Consider the following 17,653-nt stretch of genomic DNA (forward strand, 5'->3'; position numbering starts at 1 on the left):
TGCCTATTTACTTATAGCTTTTTTCGGGACATTCCGCAAGCATTTGCCGCATCTCGTACCACTGCAGTCTGATGCGATTGCCATATGGTGGGCACTCCCTGCAACGGCAATTGCTCCGCCGACGGCGAATCGGCACGTCAGCACCTGTTTCGCATCGGGCACAGCGGCGCTCGGCAGAGAACGCCCCCGGCTCTGCGTGCAGCGCGCGCCGGGAAGCGCCATGAGCGCGCACATCCCCCCAGCCCGGCGAGGAAGCACCACCGGGACCGGTGTCCAACAGTGACCGCGAGACACACGCTCACCACCGCGTGCAGGGGCAGAAGCAGGGGCAAGCAGCGCCGTAATCGACACCGATCGTAGAAGCAGGTCGTGGCCGACAGGCGTCACCCTGCTGGGAGACCTTTATGGAATCCGGCTGCGGACGGAAAACAAGCGAGGCGGGTTCGCCGGCGCCGCCGGCATCGGCCGGATTGCAGCGCTCAGCTCGGTCCGGGCGTTGTGGAGGTGTGATCGAACAACACCGCTAGGACCAGCTGTGCGACGTTGTCGTGGAAGGTGTCGACGCGTACCAGCGAAGGGTTGCTGTACAGGTCTCCCACGAGAGACAGTGCGAGCTGGACTTTCAGACGTGCATGGCGCTGGTTCACCTCGGGCCTGGCCTGTACCAGCAACGCCACCCATTCCGCGATGTACTCGCGGCGGAATGCCTGTACCGCCGATTCCAGATCGTCGTTTCCCTTGGGATCTTCGACGCTGGACGCCCAGTAGCGCGCCCTGACGACGTAGGAGCGAACGAGCTTCGCAACGGCTTCGACCGGCTCGCTCGACGTCGCCAGCGCATCGTTGAGCCCCAGCCACAAGGCATGCGCCCCACGCTCGAGGACCGCTGCCAGCAGATCTGCCTTGCTCTCATAGTGGCTGTACAGATTGGGCCCGGTGACGTCCACGGCAGCACCCAGACTGGCCAGCGAGGTGTCGTCGTACCCACGCTCGTTGAACTGCTGGAATGCCGCGGACAGCAAGCGCTCCCGCATCGAGCTGGGAAACAGCCGTTGACGCTCCGGCCCGAGTTCCGCCCCGGTCGGCACGAGCGCTGCCGCTACCGACGCCCGCAGTCCGGCGTGCACAGCGGCGATCCGATCGGACGCCGGCGCGCGCCACGTCTGCCGACCGATACCCGAGATCATGGATTGGATCGACCAGAGCAACAGTTCCACATTCCCCGGATCCAGATCGGGCCGCCGCCGGAGCAGCGCCGGAGCCAGACTTTCGTTCCAGGCCCGCATTCTTTCCTGTAGTTCGGCTCGTTTGTCCGCCGGCAGGTATCGGCTCTCGCGCGTCCACAGATCGGCGAGGTAAGGACGGTCGGCCACGAGCGCCGTGGCTTCCGCTATCGCGTCGCCGAAGTCGATCTGCGTGATGGGCGACCCCAGCCACGCGAAGCTGTCGTCGACCACTCGCTCCAGCAGAACTGCCTTGTTCCGGAAGTGCCGGTAGAGCGCACCCGCGGTGATACCCACCTGTTCAGCGATCAAGGCCATCGAGACATTCGGATAGCCCTTTTCCACGAACAGTTCCCGCGCGACAGTGAGAATCTGCTGTTTGCGGTCACGCGGACGGCGACGTGGGAGGTCGGGTGCCCCTTCGCCTACAGTTGACGTCACGGGGCCAAGCCTAGTGGTCATTCTTTTTCCCGAACAGGCCGCCGGTTACCAGTTCACCCATGCGATACGACGTGGAATCGCGGTGGACGCTTCGCGACGAACGCGGTGGTTCCCTCGGTGGCCTCGGGGAGTGTCGCCTGCCTCCGCAGCGCGACCGCTTCGCGTCGCAACGCCGACTCCGCATCCCCGGCCGCTGTCTCGCGGATGAGGCTTTTCGTGGCCGCCTGTGCGTGCGCCGGTCCGGCAAGTAGCTTCTGTGCGATCCGCTCCGCGGCAGCGGGCAACTCTGCATCCCCGGTCACTTCCGTGACAAGGCCCAGGGCGCACGCTTCGTTCGCGGTCAACCTTTCGTTGAGAAGCGCCAGTTGCAGCGTTCGGTGCAATCCGAGCGTGCGCACGAGAAGACTCGAACCTCCGTCGATACTGAGTCCGACCTTCGAGTAGCCGAGCGTGAAGGTCGCCGATCGCGCGGCGAGTACGAGGTCTGCAGCAGCAGCAAGGGGGAAACCGGCTCCCGCGGCTGCCCCTTGGACGCTACAGACGACTATGGCATCGGATCGCTGGATCTCGCTGACCACGCGATGTAGCGAATCGGCGATATCGTCGAGTGTGTCCGCCAGGCGCTCCGATCTCGACATCACCGTGAGATCCCCACCGACACAGAAGAACCGCCCGGTGGCCGATAAGAGGACAACTCGGGCCTTGTCGTGCCGTGCCCGCCGGAGCGCCTCCAACATGGCCGAATTCCACACTTGATTGATCGGATTACCCTGATCCCCACGGGTCATGGTGATTCGGGCAAGCCCGTTGTCGAAGCGATAATGTACCGGACTCATCGGCAAGGCCCGCTCCTCTCCTGATTTGTGCGCCACCGTTCCGTTCGATCACGGATGCCGGGAGAGGTCACGGATGACCTCCATTCCCGACATGACGACGATCGTCCCCTCGCGCGCGAGGTTGGCGGCATGACCGAGGTTGTGCAGGCCCAGCGCCGATTCGAGAGCGACCGTCTGCCCCTGCGCATCGAGCGACCGGTTGATACTTTCCTTGGCGAGACGCAATCCGAAAGTCGGTCGGGCTACAATTTTCTCGGCCATCCGGAGAGCAAAGGTTTCGAGTTCGTCGCGGGGGACAACATGGTTGACCATCCCGAGCGACTTCGCCTCCTCGGCCGAGATGGCCTCACCGGTGAACAGCATCTCCGCGGCTTTACGACGTCCGACTTCCCAGACGTGTGTGAAGTACTCGACACCGTTGACACCGAAGGCAGTCACAGGATCGGAGAAGGTGGCGTCTTCCGAAGCGATGATGATGTCGAAGGGCCACAACAACATCAATCCACCCGCGATAGCTCTCCCCTGGGCCGCAACGATCACCGGCTTCGGCAGGTCGCGCCACCGGCGTGAAAGTCCCAGAAAGGCTTCGCATTCGAAGGCGTAGTGCCCTTCCGCTCCGCCCATCTCGAAGTGGCCGCCCATGGTGGCGACGGGCGTCTCCGGAAGTCCGAAGCCGCCCTCGAGATCATGCCCGGAGGAGAAATCGGGGCCATCGGCAGCGAGGATCACCACCTTGATCTCCGGCGCCTTGGCTGCCTGCACCAAGGCCGCATCGAGCTCGTAGAGCATGGCCGGGTTCTGCGCATTACGCTTCTCCGCCCGCGCAAGAACGATCCGCGCAACACCTGGGGCCGGGTCCTCCCTGCGGATATAGGTCATCTCGGTCATGGACAGAGTCCTCTCGTCGGTAATTCGTGAATATCTCCGGGGCTCGCTTGCCGAGCCCCGTCCGGATCCGCGGCACGCGGCGTCTCGTCTACTTGTTTCCGGCAGGGGTGGCGAACCTCTGTGCCCGGTGTCCGGCAGCCACACTGATCTATCGACCGAGGAGGGGCACCGAAGGCGGGGACGATCACGCCGACGAATCCCACAGAACATGACACCGGTCGGGCACTGGCTGTCGATGCACGCCGCGGACGAAGGGGTGATCCCCACTGCCCACGATCCCCAGCATCGACCACATGTAAACCGCCTCTTACTTGCCTTCCTTCCACTTCAGCAAGACATCCAGGCGCACGAACTCGCCCAGGAGTCCCCGTTAGTGTGTTTACCCGGTCAACAAGAACAAAGCTACGAAGCTTCAGCACATAAGTCAATACTCATTAAGGCATCGAAGCGCCAGCGCGTCGACACAACGGTGCTGGGCGTCGTGACTCGCCGGGTTCGCCCCATCCGGGCACGCAAACGAGCGGGCGCTACGGGATCAACCCCAGGCGTCGCCCGTTCGTAACCGCCTCGAGCCGCCCGGTGGCGTCGAGCTTCGGGAACAGATTCTTCAGATGACCCTTCACAGTGTGCACACCGATCCCTAGGTGCTCGGCGATCGACCGGTTCGGTAGGCCGAGGGCAAGCAGAACGAGCACATCCGTTTCCCGCTCGGTCAGGTGCACCGGATGACCGGCACCCACACTGTCGCCGGTCAGCAGCTCGGCCGTTTCGATCAGCTTTGCCCGTAACAGAGGTTCATGCACGTCGTCGGCGATATTCCGTAGCCGTGCGTACGCTTCGTGTATCCGAGCGGCCTGGGCCGCTCGAGCCTGCCGCGCACCGTCGTCGGCCTGCACCCGGCCCAACTGCCTGAGCACGGCGGCGACGGTCAACTCCTGCTCCAGGCGACGTGCCTCCTCGGAGACCGCATCCAGTAGCCGGCCCATCTCCTGCTGGCCGGTGCGCAGCGCGGCGTAGAGCACCGCGACGGGCTGCCGCCCCAGAACCACCGGAGCGGCCGCGATCGCATGCAGGGACTCCGCACGGATGACGGCGTCGTAATCGTGTGTGATCGACGGGGTGGTGCAGTAATCCGACACCGCGCGAGCACGTCGTTGCGCCGCAACGTGCCCGCCCAACCCCCGCCCGAGGTCGAGTCGTTGTCCGCGCAAGGGTCCGACGATCGATCCGTCGAAGTGATGCAGCAGCACGCCGCCCGGAACCACACGCCCTCCGAATGCAAGACCGACACCGGTCACGAGGCGGATGCGCCGCAGCGCAGTCTGCACCCCGGAGGCGATCTGCGCATAACCGGGAGCACCGTGGTACCCCCTCGCCGGAGGGGGGTAGGTCCTGTCGTTCACATCTAGATTATGACCGTTCCGAGACGTCACCCCACCGGTTGAACGTCACTTCCGCCTTCCGACAAGGAGTTTCATGTCCGCGATCGCACCGGATGATCAGGTCCGGCTCTGGCTCGACAGGTACGGCGATCCACACGCCGTCGTTGCCGACCTTCTCTGCGACACTCACGACCCCGGCCGGGTGGCCTTTACCGTCATTGCGCCCGACCTCTCGAGCACCGATATCACTTTCGGGGAGCTGAAGGATCGGTCGCAACGGCTCGCCACCGCACTGTCAGAGCTGGGAGTCGGGCGCGGGGATCGGGTTCCGGTATTGATGGGCAAACGCACGGAGCTGGTGGTGACACTGCTCGCACTCTGGCGACTGGGCGCCGTGCATGTCCCGCTGTTCACTGCATTCGCAACCGGTGCCATCCAGATGCGAATCGTCAGCGCACGCGCGCGACTGGTGATCACCGAGCCCTCGCAGCGAGCAAAGCTCGACCCGATCCCCGGGATCGACATCGTCGAAACCGGGCCCGCTCTCGACCGACTCATGGACAGCAGCGAGCCACTGACCGAGTCCGCCGGCGTCGGAGGCGACGGTGTGATTCTCCAGCTCTACACGAGTGGCACCACCGGCAAACCGAAGGGTGTGCCCGTACCTGTCCGGGCACTCGCCGCCTTCCACTGCTATATGCACTACGGCCTCGATGTGACCGAAGACGACGTGTTCTGGAACGCCGCGGATCCGGGGTGGGCGTACGGACTGTACTTCGGGATCCTCGGCCCGTTGGCGGCCGGTCGACGGAACCTGCTGTTCGATTCGAGGTTCACACCGGAATCGACGGCGGCAGTGATCCGAACATTCGGAGTTACGAACTTCGCCGCCGCGCCGACGGTCTACCGCGCGCTGGGCACCGGCGGCGCGGCCAGGGCCATCCCCCTGCGACGTGCCTCGTCGGCCGGTGAGCCACTGACTCCCGATGTCACCGCGTCGGCCACCGACACACTGGGCATCGAGATCCGCGACCACTACGGGCAAACAGAACTGGGCATGACAATCTGTAATGCCTGGCACCCAGAAGTCGCATATCCGCTGCGACCGGGCTCGATGGGGCGGCCCCTACCGGGATTCTCCGCCGGTATCGTTGCGGGCCAGATCGCAGTCGATGCCACCGACAGCCCGCTGATGTGGTTTACCGGCTACCACGAAGACCGCATACGGACGGAGAAACGGTTCACCTCCGACGGACGCTGGTACCTGACCGGCGACACCGGCCGCCGGGACGAACAGGGTGCCTTCTACTTCACCGCCCGGGACGACGATCTGATTCTCGCTGCCGGATATCGCATCGGACCCGTCGAGGTCGAAAGCGTCCTGATCACCCACCCCGCAGTACTGGAGGTGGCGGTTGTGGGACGACCGGACCCGGACATGATCCGCGGAGAGGTCGTCGAGGCCTTCGTCGTACTCGCCGCAGGAGCACACGCCGGTGCGGATCTGGCCGAGGAGCTGAAACGTTCGGTACGCGAGAGCTACTCGAAGCATGCGTATCCTCGCTCGATCCACTTCGTCGACACGCTACCGAAGACGCCGAGCGGGAAGATCCAACGGTATCTGCTCCGGGAGCGCACATGAACAGCGACCTCACCGGGATCTTGACAGAAAGTAAATGATGGATAAGTATTGCGTCAGTGATAGGGAGCACACTGGCCAGTCCCTAACACCATAGAACAGTAGTTTCATACACACCGAAGCGCGGGCAACAATCAACATGTATCTCGGAATTCACTCAACCTAACGGACTGGCGATTCGCGCGGATTCATTCGGCCTTCGGCCGGCGCCACGCCCCAGCGGCGCTGGGCGCGAAAAGAAATCGACCTGGTACCACCGGATCCCCCGCAGCACTGCTGCACGTCCGGCCTTCTCACGCGATTCGCGGTCGTCTCGACGACCCGACCCGCCGGCTGCCGAGGTCCCGAACCCGATCGGAAATCGGACCGGACCCGGCAACTCCCACCCACGCCACCGCATGGCACCGATATTCGGAACCTTCCCCGGACAGGCCTTACCGAGCCACCTGTCTCAGCACTCCCCTCTGTCGGGGCACCGGCCGTCGAACAACCCGAATCCCCTCAACAAATCCACGAAAGGGCTACATCGATGAGTGAACCGTTCATTCGGTCCGGAAATCGTCAAATACCACTTGCCGAAGCGAAATCGCGCGCGGCACGGTTCGCCGGGGCGCTGCAGACGCTCGGGCTACGCCACGGCGACCGCTACGCGATCATCATGCGGAACGAAATAGGTTTTCTGGAAGCGAATCTCGGCGCTTCGTCGATCGGCGCCGTTCCCGTGCCCGTGAACTGGCATTGGACCGGCGCGGACCTCGCGCATATTCTCGCCGACTCCGGATCGAAGATCGCCGTGGTCCACACCGATCTCGTTCCGGCGGTCGAGGCCCAAATGCCGGCCGGTATGCAGATCATCGAAGCGGAGGTACCCGAGGAGGTACGGGAAACCTACGAATTGGGCGAGGTGTCCCTGACGGGACGTCATCCCGTTATGGCCGACCTGATCGAGCAGAACGCGCCCGCGGCCGAGACGACCCAGGCACCACCCATGGCAGTGATCTACACCTCGGGGACCACGGGCCTGGCCAAGGGAATCCTGCGCGACCCGATCGCGCCGGAGGCGACAACCGACATGCTGAAATCACTCGGAAGCCTTCTCGGCCTGCGGCCCGGCCACACCACTGTACTTCCGGCGCCGCTCTACCATTCCGCTCCCAACGTCAATCTCATCTTCGCAGCATCCCTCGGAATGAATCTCATCATCATGCCGAGATTCGACGCCGAAGAATTCCTCCGGCTGGTCGAAAAATACAGAGTGGACACGGCACAACTGGTACCGACGATGTTCGTACGGCTCCTCGGGCTTCCCCGGGAAGTGCGCGGAAGGTACGACGTCTCATCACTCGAAACAGTCGTCCACGCTGCCGCGCCGTGCCCACCCGATGTCAAGCGCGCAATGATCGAATGGTGGGGACCGATCATCAATGAGTACTACGGTGGTTCGGAGGGCGGTGCCTGGGTTCTGTGCTCCTCGGACGAATGGCTCACCCGGCCCGGCACCGTCGGAAGACCGGTCGGTGACGCAGCCATCCGAATCCTCGGAACGGACAAGAAGGAACTGCCCGCCGGCGAGACCGGGGTCATCTATGGACGTTCCGCCGGCTATTGGCCCGATTTCACCTATTTGAACAACGACGCCAAGCGCCGTGAGATAGCAGACGACAAAGGCTTTTTCACGCTCGGCGATATCGGTCGAGTCGACGAAGACGGCTATCTGTACGTGACGGACCGGCTCAACGATATGGTGATCTCGGGAGGTGTGAACATCTATCCCGCCGAGATCGAGGCCGCCCTTGTGCAGCTCGCCGGGGTCAACGACGCCGCCGTGTTCGGCGTGCCCGACCCCGAGATGGGCGAGTCGCTCGCCGCACATATCGAACTCGAACCGGGCGCGCGCCTCACGGAGCAGGATATTCGCGATCACCTCCAGCGCACCTTGGCCAAGTACAAGATACCGAAGATCGTCGTCTTCGAAGAGAAGTTGCCGCGCGAAGAATCCGGCAAACTTTTCAAAAGGCACCTCAAAGAGAAGTACACACCCGGACATACCGCCACTCGCTCCTGAACCGGCCTATCCGGACAATCGACGAGTCGAGACCGGGTCTCGCTCGAACGCCGCCGCCGGCCACCGGCTCACGGTGGAGAAACCGCCACTTCACGAGATTTGAAGCAAAACCATGCCGCCACCAGGCGGATCGACCAACGGAGGCGTTGCGTCATGAACGCAGACACACCGAAATCTGCGGTACAGCCCCACACCATCACAGCTGTGCAGAGGCTGGACCGGCTGCCGGTGACGCCGGTGCAGATCTTCTGGGTTTCCCTGCTCGGGCTCGGGTTCTTGATCGAGAACTTCGACAACGGAGTATTCGCCCTTCTCGCACCGGCCATCCGCGACGAATGGGGGCTGAGTCTCGGGCGTATCGGCCTGATCACTTCGGCCGTTTTCCTGGGGATGTTCGTCGGGGCAGTAGGGGGTGGGCGCCTCTCCGACCGTTATGGTCGCAAACCGGTCCTGATCTGGAGCTCGGTCTTCTATTCGGCTGCTTCGCTGATGTCGGCCCTCGCACCCAACTTCGAAGTACTGCTCGCAAGCCGAGTGCTCACCGGTATCGGCGTCCAGGCGACCAGCGGCGCCATCATGGTGTACCTCAGTGAGATGTTCCCCAGCGCTTCACGAGGACGCTTCTTCAGCGTGGTGACATTCTGCGGTTATGCCGCATCGCCCATCGCGTCTCTGGTCGCGCTGGCGATAGTGCCCACCGGGGAGGGCGCGTGGCGCTGGGTCTTCGCCCTCGGCGCGGTCGGGGTCGTCATCGCGGTGGCGGTCGCCGCGGCGCTGCCCGAATCTGTCCGGTGGCTGGTCTCGCACGGCAAGACCGAGGAAGCCGACGTGATCGTCGACAGGCTCGAAGCGCGAGCCGGCCGGCTGGGCCCGCTGGAACCGGCTCTGCCGGTCCCCCCTGCCGCGCCTACGAATTCATTCCGAGATCTCCTGCGACCCGAATACGCTCGGCGGCTGGCCGTCCTCGGCATCTCGTTCGCAATCACGCTCTTCTGTATGTACGGGTTCATCTCGTGGGCACCCACAATTCTTGTCGATCGAGGGCTGAGCCAGTCCCAGGCACTCGCCATCACCACTGCCGTCGGATTGGGTTCCTTGATATCGCCGTTGTTGCTCTTCCCCGTCGTTGATCGGATCGAACGCAAGACCACCATCCTCGTGGCCGGCAGTGTCGCAGGGATAGGAATGATGATCTTCGGCTCGGCCCACGACGCCCTGCTGAGCACAGTTGCCGGTGTCATTGTTGCCGTCGGTATCACTGCGATGACAACCAGTTTCTATACCTACCTGCCGGAAGTATTTCCCACAGCAGTGCGCGGTGCAGGCGCCGGCATGATCAATGGCTTCGGACGTATCGCCGGATTCGCATCCGGAATCACCGTCGCCGCTGTCTACAGCAGCCAAGGCAGCGCGACACTGTACTTCCTGCTCGGTAGCGGACTTGTCGTGATGGGTGTCCTGACAGCTGCTCTCGGACCTCGTACGACGAATCGGTCGTTGGAAGTCAGCTCGGGCACTTCACCGAAGTGACCTCGCGACCTCGGCCGAGGCGAGATCGCGCGCGGCACATCGGAACGTCCTGCACTCCGCCTCCCGCGGCGCCGCACCGGGCCCAGTGCCCGCCGCAGGCGGAGTGTAGCCGATGGATCAGCCCCGCCCGGGTCGTCAGCTCACTATCACGACATGCAGGTTACGCGGGCCGTGGACGCCTTCGACTCGTTCGAGTTCGATATCGGATGTCGCGGACGGGCCGCTTATCATAGTGGTCGGCCGAGTAGGGACAAGCCGGGCCAGCGCCTCCGGTACGCCCACCTCGACGGTATCGACGGGAACCACACACACATGGACATCCGGTACCAGGGTCAGCGCTCGCCGGCCCTGGTCGTCGTTACCGTCGAGGAAGATGGTGCCAGTTTCCGCGGAGGTCACCCTGGACGCCGTCACCACCGCGTCCAGCTCCGACAGGCCCGGCGCGGGCACCTCCGGCGAGTCGATCACGATTTCCCCGCCGAACCGGGCCAGCCACGAGCGGGGCAGTCCCGCGGGGACACCCACCCGCTGCGCGCCGAGCTCTGCCAAGACCCTCCCGAGGAGCACGGGTAAGGAGTCCGCGGCGCACCGGTGCACAGCGGCCTTGTAGTCGAGCAGCCGGTCGACCAGCAGGTCGATCCGCTCGGCGTCGGTCATCTTCCGCCCGGTGCGGTACCTGCGGGCACTCTCGTTCGGGACCGCCGGAGCCAGCGCCTGCGCGTCCCGGATACGGCCCAGGATCGTCTCGCGCCCACTCATCGGGTCATCTCCTGCTGCGGGTCCGGGCGGGCGGCGGCGAGGGCGGCCCGGCCTTCCTCGGAATCCCACCACTGGCGGAACGTCTGTTTCGGGGGTGCGGGGATATCGCGGACAGCCGTCCAGCCGTTCAGGGGGGAGGGAAGGACGGTGATCTTCCCTTTCCGGCCGGCTGCCAGTCGCCCCAGTCCCGCTGCCTTTTGAACAGTTGTGAAACGGTTTGCCGAACTCATCACGAGCGACGCCGCTTTCATCGCCGCCTTCTCCACGGAAAATCCGTCCGTGCTCACCTTCTTGTGTCGCAACTCGACGAGCAGTGACGGAATATCGATTTTCACCGGGCAGGCGTCGAAGCACGCACCGCACAGACTCGACGCGAAGGGCAGGGCGGCGTTGGGATCGCCCTTCGCATCCATACCCGCGAGCTGTGGGGTCAGCACGGCACCGATGGGTCCGGGATAGGTGGAACCGTACGCGTGTCCGCCGGTGCGTTCGTAGACGGGACATACGTTCAGGCATGCGGAGCATCGGATGCAGTGCAGGGCGGCCCGGCCTACCTCGTCGGCGAGTGTGGCGGTACGCCCGTTGTCGAGCAGTACCAGATGAAAGGACTGCGGACCGTCGCCCGGCGTCACCCCCGTCCACAACGATGTGTACGGGTTCATCCGCTCCCCCGTCGACGAGCGAGGAAGCAACTGCAGGAACACCTCCAGATCTGCAAACCGGGGTAGGACTTTCTCGATGCCCATCACCGTGATAAGCGTCTGCGGCATGGTCAGACACATCCGGCCGTTGCCCTCGGACTCGACCACGCCGAGCGTACCCGTCTCAGCGATAGCGAAGTTCGCGCCCGATACCGCCACCGGCACCGTCATGAACTTGTGCCGCAGAAACTTCCGTGCCGCCGCCGCGAGATGCGCCGGTTCCGAATCGAGACCCGGGTCGACACCGGCCATCTCGTGCATGAAGATATCCCGGATCTCCGACCGGTTACGGTGGATCGCGGGTACCAGGATATGCGACGGTTTGTCGTGGCCCAGCTGGACGATGAGTTCCGCAAGGTCGGTCTCGTAGGCAGCGATGCCCGCCGTTTCGAGGTGTTCGTTGAGCTGGATCTCCTGGGTGGCCATCGACTTGACCTTGATGACTTCGGTGGACCCGGTGGCACGGATCAAGTCGGTGACGATCGTATTCGCCTCGCCGGCGTCCGCCGCCCAGTGCACCACCCCGCCGCGGGCGGTGACGGCCGATTCCAGCTGCTCCAGCAGCTCCGGCAGCCGGTTCATCACATCGATCTTGATCGCGGAACCGCTGTCACGCAGAGCCTCCCAGTCCGGTAGTTCGTCGGTCATCCGGAGTCGCTTCGCCCGGATGGTATGGGTGGCCTTGCCGATGTTGCGGCGTAGCTGAGGATTGGCGAGTTCGTGTCGTGCGGCTTCCGGGAACGGTTCGGTTCCGCGCAGGAACCCCGAACCGTGCGGTGCGCGGGGCGGAATCGCAGGCAGACCCAGCACGATCGGGCTCATCCGACGGTCTCCCGTGCCGGTTCAGTGGAAGCGAGGATCTCCGCGAGATGCACCGTACGCACTCCCATGCGCAATCGCGACATCCCACCGCCGATATGCAGGAGACAGGACGAGTCACTCGCGCACAGCGAGTCGGCCCGGGTGTCCGCAACGCGGCGGAGCTTGTCGGCCAGCATCGCGATCGATGTCTCGGCATTCTTGAGCGCGAAGGTGCCGCCGAACCCGCAGCAGGAATCGGCGTCCGGCAGTTCGACCAGATCGATATCGCGGACAGCTCGCAGCAGTCTGAGCGGCTTGTCGCCGACCCGGAGCATGCGCAGCGAGTGGCAGGTGGGGTGGTAGGTGACCCGGTGCGGGAACCAGGCCCCCACATCGGTCACACCCAGCACGTCGACGAGCAGTTCGGCAAGTTCGTATGTCTTGGTCTTGACCGTGGTGACGCGTTCGCGCAGCCCCGGGCTTCCGTACCTGGACGCGACGATGTCGTGCTGGTGTCGCACCGAACCGACGCACGACCCGGACGGTGCGACGATCGCGTCGAACGAGGCGTCACCGAACTCGTCGGCGTAGTTCGCTACCAGCGGGAGCGCGTGCGATTGGTAGCCGGTGTTGACGTGCATCTGGCCGCAACACGTCTGGCCACGCGGGAACACGACATCGTGCCCGAGCCGAGTCAGCAGCAGCGCGGTGGCCTTGACGGCTTCCGGAAACATCGTGTCTCCGATACAAGTGGCGAACAGCGCGATACGCATGTAGATCTCCACGGTAGTCGGTGTGGTCTGACCACAGTAACCCATGCTCACACGCCTCTCGCAAGACCGACGCGGTCTTTGACCGGTTGTGGGGTCCCGCACGTCGGGAGAGTGGTCTGACCACCGCAGGTTTCTCGTCACCTAGGCTCGGTTCCCATGTCCGATCAGTCGCCCTCTCGGTCCGGCACTCGCGCGTGGGAGCAGGTGCTGGCCCGGATCGAGCACATGCTCGTATCGGGCGAGGCCGGACCAGGCCGGCGCCTGCCCGGAGAACGGGCCCTCGCGGCCGAACTGGGTGTCGGACGATCATCGGTACGTGAGGCATTGCGGGTGATGGAAGCCCTCGGTCTACTGCATGCACAGACCGGTTCCGGACCCAACGCAGGCGCGATGATCGTCGCCCGCCCCACGGGTGGCATGTCGATGCTGATGCGGATGCAGGTGGCCGCGCAGGGTTTTCCGGTGCCCGATGTGGTGCAGGCCCGTCTCGTCCTCGAGACCGAAGTGGTGCGAGCGTTGGCGACGCAACAGCCGACCCCCGACCTCAGCGCGGCCGTCGAACTGCTCGATTCGATGGACGACGACTCTCTGTCCGCCGCCGAGTTCCTGATTCTGGACGCTGCCTTTCACGTGACACTGGCAGACGCAGCCGGCAACCAGGTTATCGCCGCGATGATGGCCGGTCTACGCGAGTCGATCGAATCGTATGTGATCGGAGGTGTCGACCTGCCCACGTGGGCGCCTACCTGCACGCGGCTGCGCTATGAACATCGCGCCCTGATCGACGCAGTATTCACCGGCGATGCGGAGGCGGCGAAACGCCGAATCGTCGACCATATCCGCGGCTATTACGAAGGAATCGGAATACCGGAGTAGGCAGGCCACAGGATCGGACGAGGTTGCCACAAGACGCAGACCCACAGGCGTCGGACGCAACAGTGGGGCACGCGGTCGAACGAGTCGGATACGTAGCCGGGTCGGCCACGGCGGCAGCCCGCGTGCGCTCGTCACGGAGGCCGGAAGTGTTCATACGAAGGGTGACCCAGCAGAGGGACATCGACTGCAGAAGATCACCAAGTTACGTGGCCGGCCGATCAGGCCCCCACGCGATAGCGGTGATGGCCTCGGCGCAGCTCAACCGTGGTGATAGCACAACGGTCAGGACATTGTCATTTTCCGCCCGAGCGAACTATCGCCCGCGAATTCCGTCCAGGAAGTACACGGTGCGACGGTCGTAGTCGTCCCGGGGAGGCCTCTCGCCGTGCTTGAGAGCGAGGGCGCCGTCGACGACGAGGCGTGGAAGTCGTCCGCCGTGAACTCCGGCCGTAGCGCGCCGGAGGTCCGCGCCGCCGAGACGAACTCTTCGTTGGCCTCGCTTCCTACCCTGCAGATATCCATAAGCTGCTGCGAGTGCGGGAATGTCTGTAACAGGACGTCGTTGAAGGCGGGCAGGCGGTACTGGAGGTCGCGGATCGCGGTGAGGTAGTGAGCGATTCGCTCGCCGGCGTCGTCGATGGACCGCGTGTTGTCGATGACCGCAAAGAGCTCCTTCACGACGACCTCTTCGATAACTGCCTCGATGAGCCCGATCCGCCCGCCGAACCGGTTGAAGATCGTGACCTTGCTCACCCCAGCCGCCTTGGCCACCTCCTCCAGCGGCACGGTCAGGCCTTGCCCTTGGAAGGCGCGGATTGCGGCAGCGCGTAGCTGCTCCAGATTGCGTCGAGCATCGGCGCGCAGTCGGGATCGCGAAGGCGCCGTGCCGGTCACGACTCTCACCGTCTCTTCCTGCCACTCACGGCCATACCGTGCCTTGCCGAGTCAGTTTACCTACCGTCGCACACAACAAATAAGTTGACCACCGTAGTCAACTTATGCTTCTCCACCATTGAGACAGATGCCGCGGGCACTCAGGAAGGACGAGAACATGATCGTTGTCACCGGCGCTACCGCCGGGCTGGGCGGTGCCACCGTCGAGCATCTCCTCGAGCGCATACCTGCCGGTCAGATCGGTGTCAGTGTCCGAGACACCGCCAAGGCGCAACACTTCGCCGACCGTGGTGTGCGCGTGCGGCAGGGCTCCTACGAAGATCCGGCCGCGCTGCGTGCCTCGTTCGCCGGCGCGGACCAGGTCCTTCTGGTGTCCGACAACGACCCGACCGCCGATATGGTCGGCCTGCATCGTTCTGCTGTCGAAGCGGCGGGCGCCCGGCGGATGCTCTACACGAGCCAGCACGGCGCCGTCCCAGGCAACCCGCGCTGCACGGCCCGGAATCGGCGTTCCGTCCCTCTTCGCCTCGGGCCCGGCGCTGCCGATGGCGCCCCTGGAACAACCGGTGTGGTCGACGGCCGTGCGCAGCATCCGCCCGGTCGACACCAACGGTTGCGTCGTCGACAAAGCCATCGTCGACACCCTCGACCGGCATCCCGGCGACCTGCTGTCCTTGCGCGTGACCGGCGCCCTGGTCCTGATCACCCGCTCCGGCCCACGGCCGCCGCGGCGTCACCGAATACGGCCACATCTCCATCCCGGCCGCCGTCCGCCACGCCGCCGGGATCCGCATCCGCGAGCGCATGCGGCTCGCCGCCGACCCGACCAGGCGCTGCTGGTCGTCCACCCCTCCATGCGCAAGGATTTCGTTGGGGTGGCTTCGTTGCTCGGGGCCGCTCGGCTCGTGCGGTAGTTCAATAGAGGTAGATGCCGAGGAGTGCCGCCCAGAGGACAAGTAACCAGGCGTCGGTGCACAGTTGCAGCCAGCGTGGGGCGTTTCTGATCTCCATGAAGTAGCGCAGGATGATGCGGCATTTGATCAGTCCCAGGACGACGATGACGGCGACGAGTTCTTTGCCGGTGGAGGTCGGGTCCGGGGTGTGGCCCGGGGTGAGTTGCCAGGCGAGCAGGGTGATCGCGGTCAGTGCCGCCCAGGCCAGGATGACGATCTGCTTGTCTCGGCGGTATCGCGGTTGTTGTGTGGTGTTCGAGGTTGTCATGTGGTCACCTACATGAGGTAGAGGATGGCGAAGATGACGACCCACAGCAGGTCGACCATGTGCCAGAACAGGGCACCCTGTTCCGCGATGGAGATCCGGCGGCCGGCGGGATTCCGCAGTTCGCGGTACACGATTCCGAGGATCACCACCCCCAGAAGTACGTGGACGAGGTGGACGCCGGTGAGTATGTAGTAGAAACTGAAGAATTCGTCGGAGAGGGTGTGGCCGCCGGTGATCTCTTGGTGCCACTCATAAGCTTTGAGAGCGGTGAACAACAGACCGCATCCAGCGGCGGCCAGGATATAGCGCTGTGCTGAGGCGAAGGCTTGTCGCCGGGTGTCGATGACGGCCAGCGCGACGAACATCGAGCTGGTGAGCAGGACAACGGTGTTGGTGACGCCGATGCCCATGTGCAGGTGTTGTTGCGCGGTGGCGAATTCTTCGGGTGCAAAGGCGCGGAAGACCATGTAGACGACGAAGTACCCGCCGAAGAACAGGAGGTCGCCGAGGACCATCACCCACATGTCGATATCGCCGGGCAGGTGGCGTCCTGGCCGATCCGGCGGGCCGGGCCGCGGCTCGGGCCCGGCGGTTGTTTCGAATTCGGATGCGGATTCGGATAGTGTCATCGGGCGACCTCGGCGGGGTACAGGGGTGGAGTCCGGTCGGTTTCGGTGCGGGCTGCGGTGCGCAGGATCGGCAGCAGGCAGGCGATCCAGAGGCCGAAGATGACGACGGCGATATAGAAGGTGATCATGCCGTTCCAGGAGAACGCGCCGGAGCGGAAGAACCACATCTGGGTGGCCAGGACCTCGGTGACGATCTGCCAGATGGAGATATAGGCGAACCATTTCGGGAAGACCTTGTTGCGGTCGTAGAGGATCGCGATCGCGAGGACGAGATAAGCGGCGGTGAAGCAGCCCAGCGACCCGTTGTAGGAAAGCATGCCCAGGTCGTAGAGGAAGTGAAGGGTGGCGGGGTCACGATCGGGGCGGTATGTGGCGGTGAGCCAGCAGACGAGCAGCATGTGGAAGCCGGGTATCGCACCGACCCCCATCCCGGCGATATAGGCGTAGGAAAGCAGCGATCCGGACGACATCCGTTTCATGAAATAGCCGATGATGCCGTTGGCGACCGCGGCGCCGCCGGCGAGCACCAGCAGGGCGGTGAAACCGATCTGGATGCCGAGTTGGTGTTTGTCGAACCACTGCTCGACCTGGAGATCGGTGACGTCGGGTCGCGGCGGGGGTGTGGCGCGGCCGAAGAAGACGACTCCGATCGAGAGCACGGCGTAGAAGATCGCGAACGCCCAGTAGGTGATCATGACATCGGGTCGCCCTTTTGCCTTCGGCTCCAGGGTATCGCCGGCGTCCGCGCGGCCGGCGGTGGTTACGGCGGTCACGACGTCTCCTCGGCTTCTCGGGCCTGGGGGGGCGCGCCGGCCGGGGCGCCCCTCACAAACAAACCACCACAGAGGGGGGGGAGACCCCCACCCGACGTGAATACCCGCCGGCGAGGGGGGCGGGGGGGGCGCCCCGCCCCCGGCGGCCGCCCCGGCCCCGCGGGCGGGCGGGGGGGGGGGAGGGGGGGCCGGCGGGGCGCGCCCCCGCCCCCCGCCGGGCGG

16 protein-coding genes and 1 pseudogene are annotated in these 17,653 nt (G+C 64.5%); 6 read left to right on the plus strand and 11 right to left on the minus strand.

Going from position 1 to position 17,653, the window contains the following annotated elements; translation table 11 throughout:
- Positions 1-479: 479 nt before the first annotated feature.
- From QH196_RS22225 to QH196_RS22240, 4 genes are all read right to left on the minus strand, one after another.
- Positions 480-1,664: a TetR/AcrR family transcriptional regulator gene (locus tag QH196_RS22225; RefSeq protein ID WP_280417747.1), complete on the minus strand. Its 1,185-nt coding sequence runs from the start codon at positions 1,662-1,664 to the stop codon at positions 480-482.
- A 53-nt stretch (positions 1,665-1,717) separates the two neighbouring features.
- Positions 1,718-2,500: an enoyl-CoA hydratase-related protein gene (locus QH196_RS22230; RefSeq protein ID WP_280417748.1), complete on the minus strand. Its 783-nt coding sequence runs from the start codon at positions 2,498-2,500 to the stop codon at positions 1,718-1,720.
- Between the two features lie 48 nt (positions 2,501-2,548).
- Positions 2,549-3,388 carry an enoyl-CoA hydratase gene (locus tag QH196_RS22235; protein WP_280417749.1) on the minus strand — a complete coding sequence of 280 codons (840 nt, stop codon included), beginning with the start codon at positions 3,386-3,388 and terminating at the stop codon, positions 2,549-2,551.
- 527 nt (positions 3,389-3,915) lie between these two features.
- Positions 3,916-4,653, minus strand: a complete 738-nt coding sequence (locus QH196_RS22240; RefSeq protein ID WP_280417750.1) for a helix-turn-helix transcriptional regulator — start codon at positions 4,651-4,653, stop codon at positions 3,916-3,918.
- A gap of 211 nt (positions 4,654-4,864) precedes the next feature.
- Here QH196_RS22240 and QH196_RS22245 point away from each other — a divergent pair, with 211 nt between their 5' ends.
- The 3 genes from QH196_RS22245 (at position 4,865) to QH196_RS22255 (ending at position 10,004) form a co-directional block, all read left to right on the plus strand.
- On the plus strand, positions 4,865-6,412 hold the full coding sequence (locus QH196_RS22245; RefSeq protein WP_280417751.1) for an AMP-binding protein: 1,548 nt from the start codon (positions 4,865-4,867) through the stop codon (positions 6,410-6,412).
- A gap of 526 nt (positions 6,413-6,938) precedes the next feature.
- Positions 6,939-8,474, plus strand: coding sequence for an AMP-binding protein (locus QH196_RS22250; protein WP_280417752.1), 1,536 nt, complete (start codon positions 6,939-6,941; stop codon positions 8,472-8,474).
- 204 nt (positions 8,475-8,678) lie between these two features.
- Positions 8,679-10,004 carry an MFS transporter gene (locus QH196_RS22255; protein ID WP_280417753.1) on the plus strand — a complete coding sequence of 442 codons (1,326 nt, stop codon included), beginning with the start codon at positions 8,679-8,681 and terminating at the stop codon, positions 10,002-10,004.
- 135 nt (positions 10,005-10,139) lie between these two features.
- On the opposite strand, the gene QH196_RS22260 is transcribed toward QH196_RS22255, so the two are convergent.
- From QH196_RS22260 to QH196_RS22270, 3 genes are read right to left on the minus strand one after another with little or no spacing between them, the layout of a single operon-like run.
- Complete coding sequence (locus tag QH196_RS22260) at positions 10,140-10,763, minus strand: LutC/YkgG family protein (RefSeq protein WP_280417754.1); 624 nt, start codon at positions 10,761-10,763, stop codon at positions 10,140-10,142.
- On the minus strand, positions 10,760-12,286 hold the full coding sequence (locus tag QH196_RS22265) for a LutB/LldF family L-lactate oxidation iron-sulfur protein (protein WP_280417755.1): 1,527 nt from the start codon (positions 12,284-12,286) through the stop codon (positions 10,760-10,762). The genes QH196_RS22260 and QH196_RS22265 overlap by 4 nt, the downstream gene beginning before the upstream one ends.
- Entirely contained in the window at positions 12,283-13,038 is a 756-nt protein-coding gene (locus tag QH196_RS22270) for a (Fe-S)-binding protein (protein ID WP_280417762.1), read from the minus strand. The genes QH196_RS22265 and QH196_RS22270 overlap by 4 nt, the downstream gene beginning before the upstream one ends.
- Before the next feature lie 156 nt (positions 13,039-13,194).
- Here QH196_RS22270 and QH196_RS22275 point away from each other — a divergent pair, with 156 nt between their 5' ends.
- Positions 13,195-13,914, plus strand: coding sequence for a FadR/GntR family transcriptional regulator (locus QH196_RS22275; RefSeq protein WP_280417756.1), 720 nt, complete (start codon positions 13,195-13,197; stop codon positions 13,912-13,914).
- 282 nt (positions 13,915-14,196) lie between these two features.
- Here QH196_RS22275 and QH196_RS22280 read toward each other — a convergent pair whose 3' ends face one another.
- Positions 14,197-14,817, minus strand: coding sequence for a TetR/AcrR family transcriptional regulator (locus QH196_RS22280; protein ID WP_432279536.1), 621 nt, complete (start codon positions 14,815-14,817; stop codon positions 14,197-14,199).
- A gap of 148 nt (positions 14,818-14,965) precedes the next feature.
- On the opposite strand from QH196_RS22280, the pseudogene QH196_RS22285 reads away from it, so the two are divergent.
- Positions 14,966-15,223 (plus strand): annotated as a pseudogene (locus tag QH196_RS22285) (NAD(P)H-binding protein); the annotation flags it as partial.
- Positions 15,224-15,389: 166 nt separating this feature from the next.
- Positions 15,390-15,722 (plus strand): hypothetical protein, encoded by a 333-nt coding sequence (locus QH196_RS22290; protein ID WP_280417765.1) that lies wholly within the window; start codon positions 15,390-15,392, stop codon positions 15,720-15,722.
- Position 15,723: 1 nt separating this feature from the next.
- On the opposite strand, the gene QH196_RS22295 is transcribed toward QH196_RS22290, so the two are convergent.
- The 3 genes from QH196_RS22295 to QH196_RS22305 are packed head-to-tail and all read right to left on the minus strand — an operon-like array spanning position 15,724 to position 17,431.
- Entirely contained in the window at positions 15,724-16,029 is a 306-nt protein-coding gene (locus QH196_RS22295) for a cytochrome C oxidase subunit IV family protein (RefSeq protein ID WP_280417758.1), read from the minus strand.
- Positions 16,030-16,037: 8 nt separating this feature from the next.
- Positions 16,038-16,658: a cytochrome c oxidase subunit 3 gene (locus tag QH196_RS22300; protein WP_432279537.1), complete on the minus strand. Its 621-nt coding sequence runs from the start codon at positions 16,656-16,658 to the stop codon at positions 16,038-16,040.
- The gene (locus QH196_RS22305; RefSeq protein WP_432278084.1) at positions 16,655-17,431 is read right to left on the minus strand and encodes a hypothetical protein; all 777 of its coding nucleotides are present in this window, start codon (positions 17,429-17,431) and stop codon (positions 16,655-16,657) included. Before QH196_RS22305 ends, QH196_RS22300 begins: the two co-directional genes overlap by 4 nt.
- Positions 17,432-17,653 lie beyond the last annotated feature (222 nt).

The sequence above is a fragment of the Nocardia carnea genome (assembly GCF_029868325.1).
Taxonomy (GTDB): domain Bacteria; phylum Actinomycetota; class Actinomycetes; order Mycobacteriales; family Mycobacteriaceae; genus Nocardia; species Nocardia carnea_C.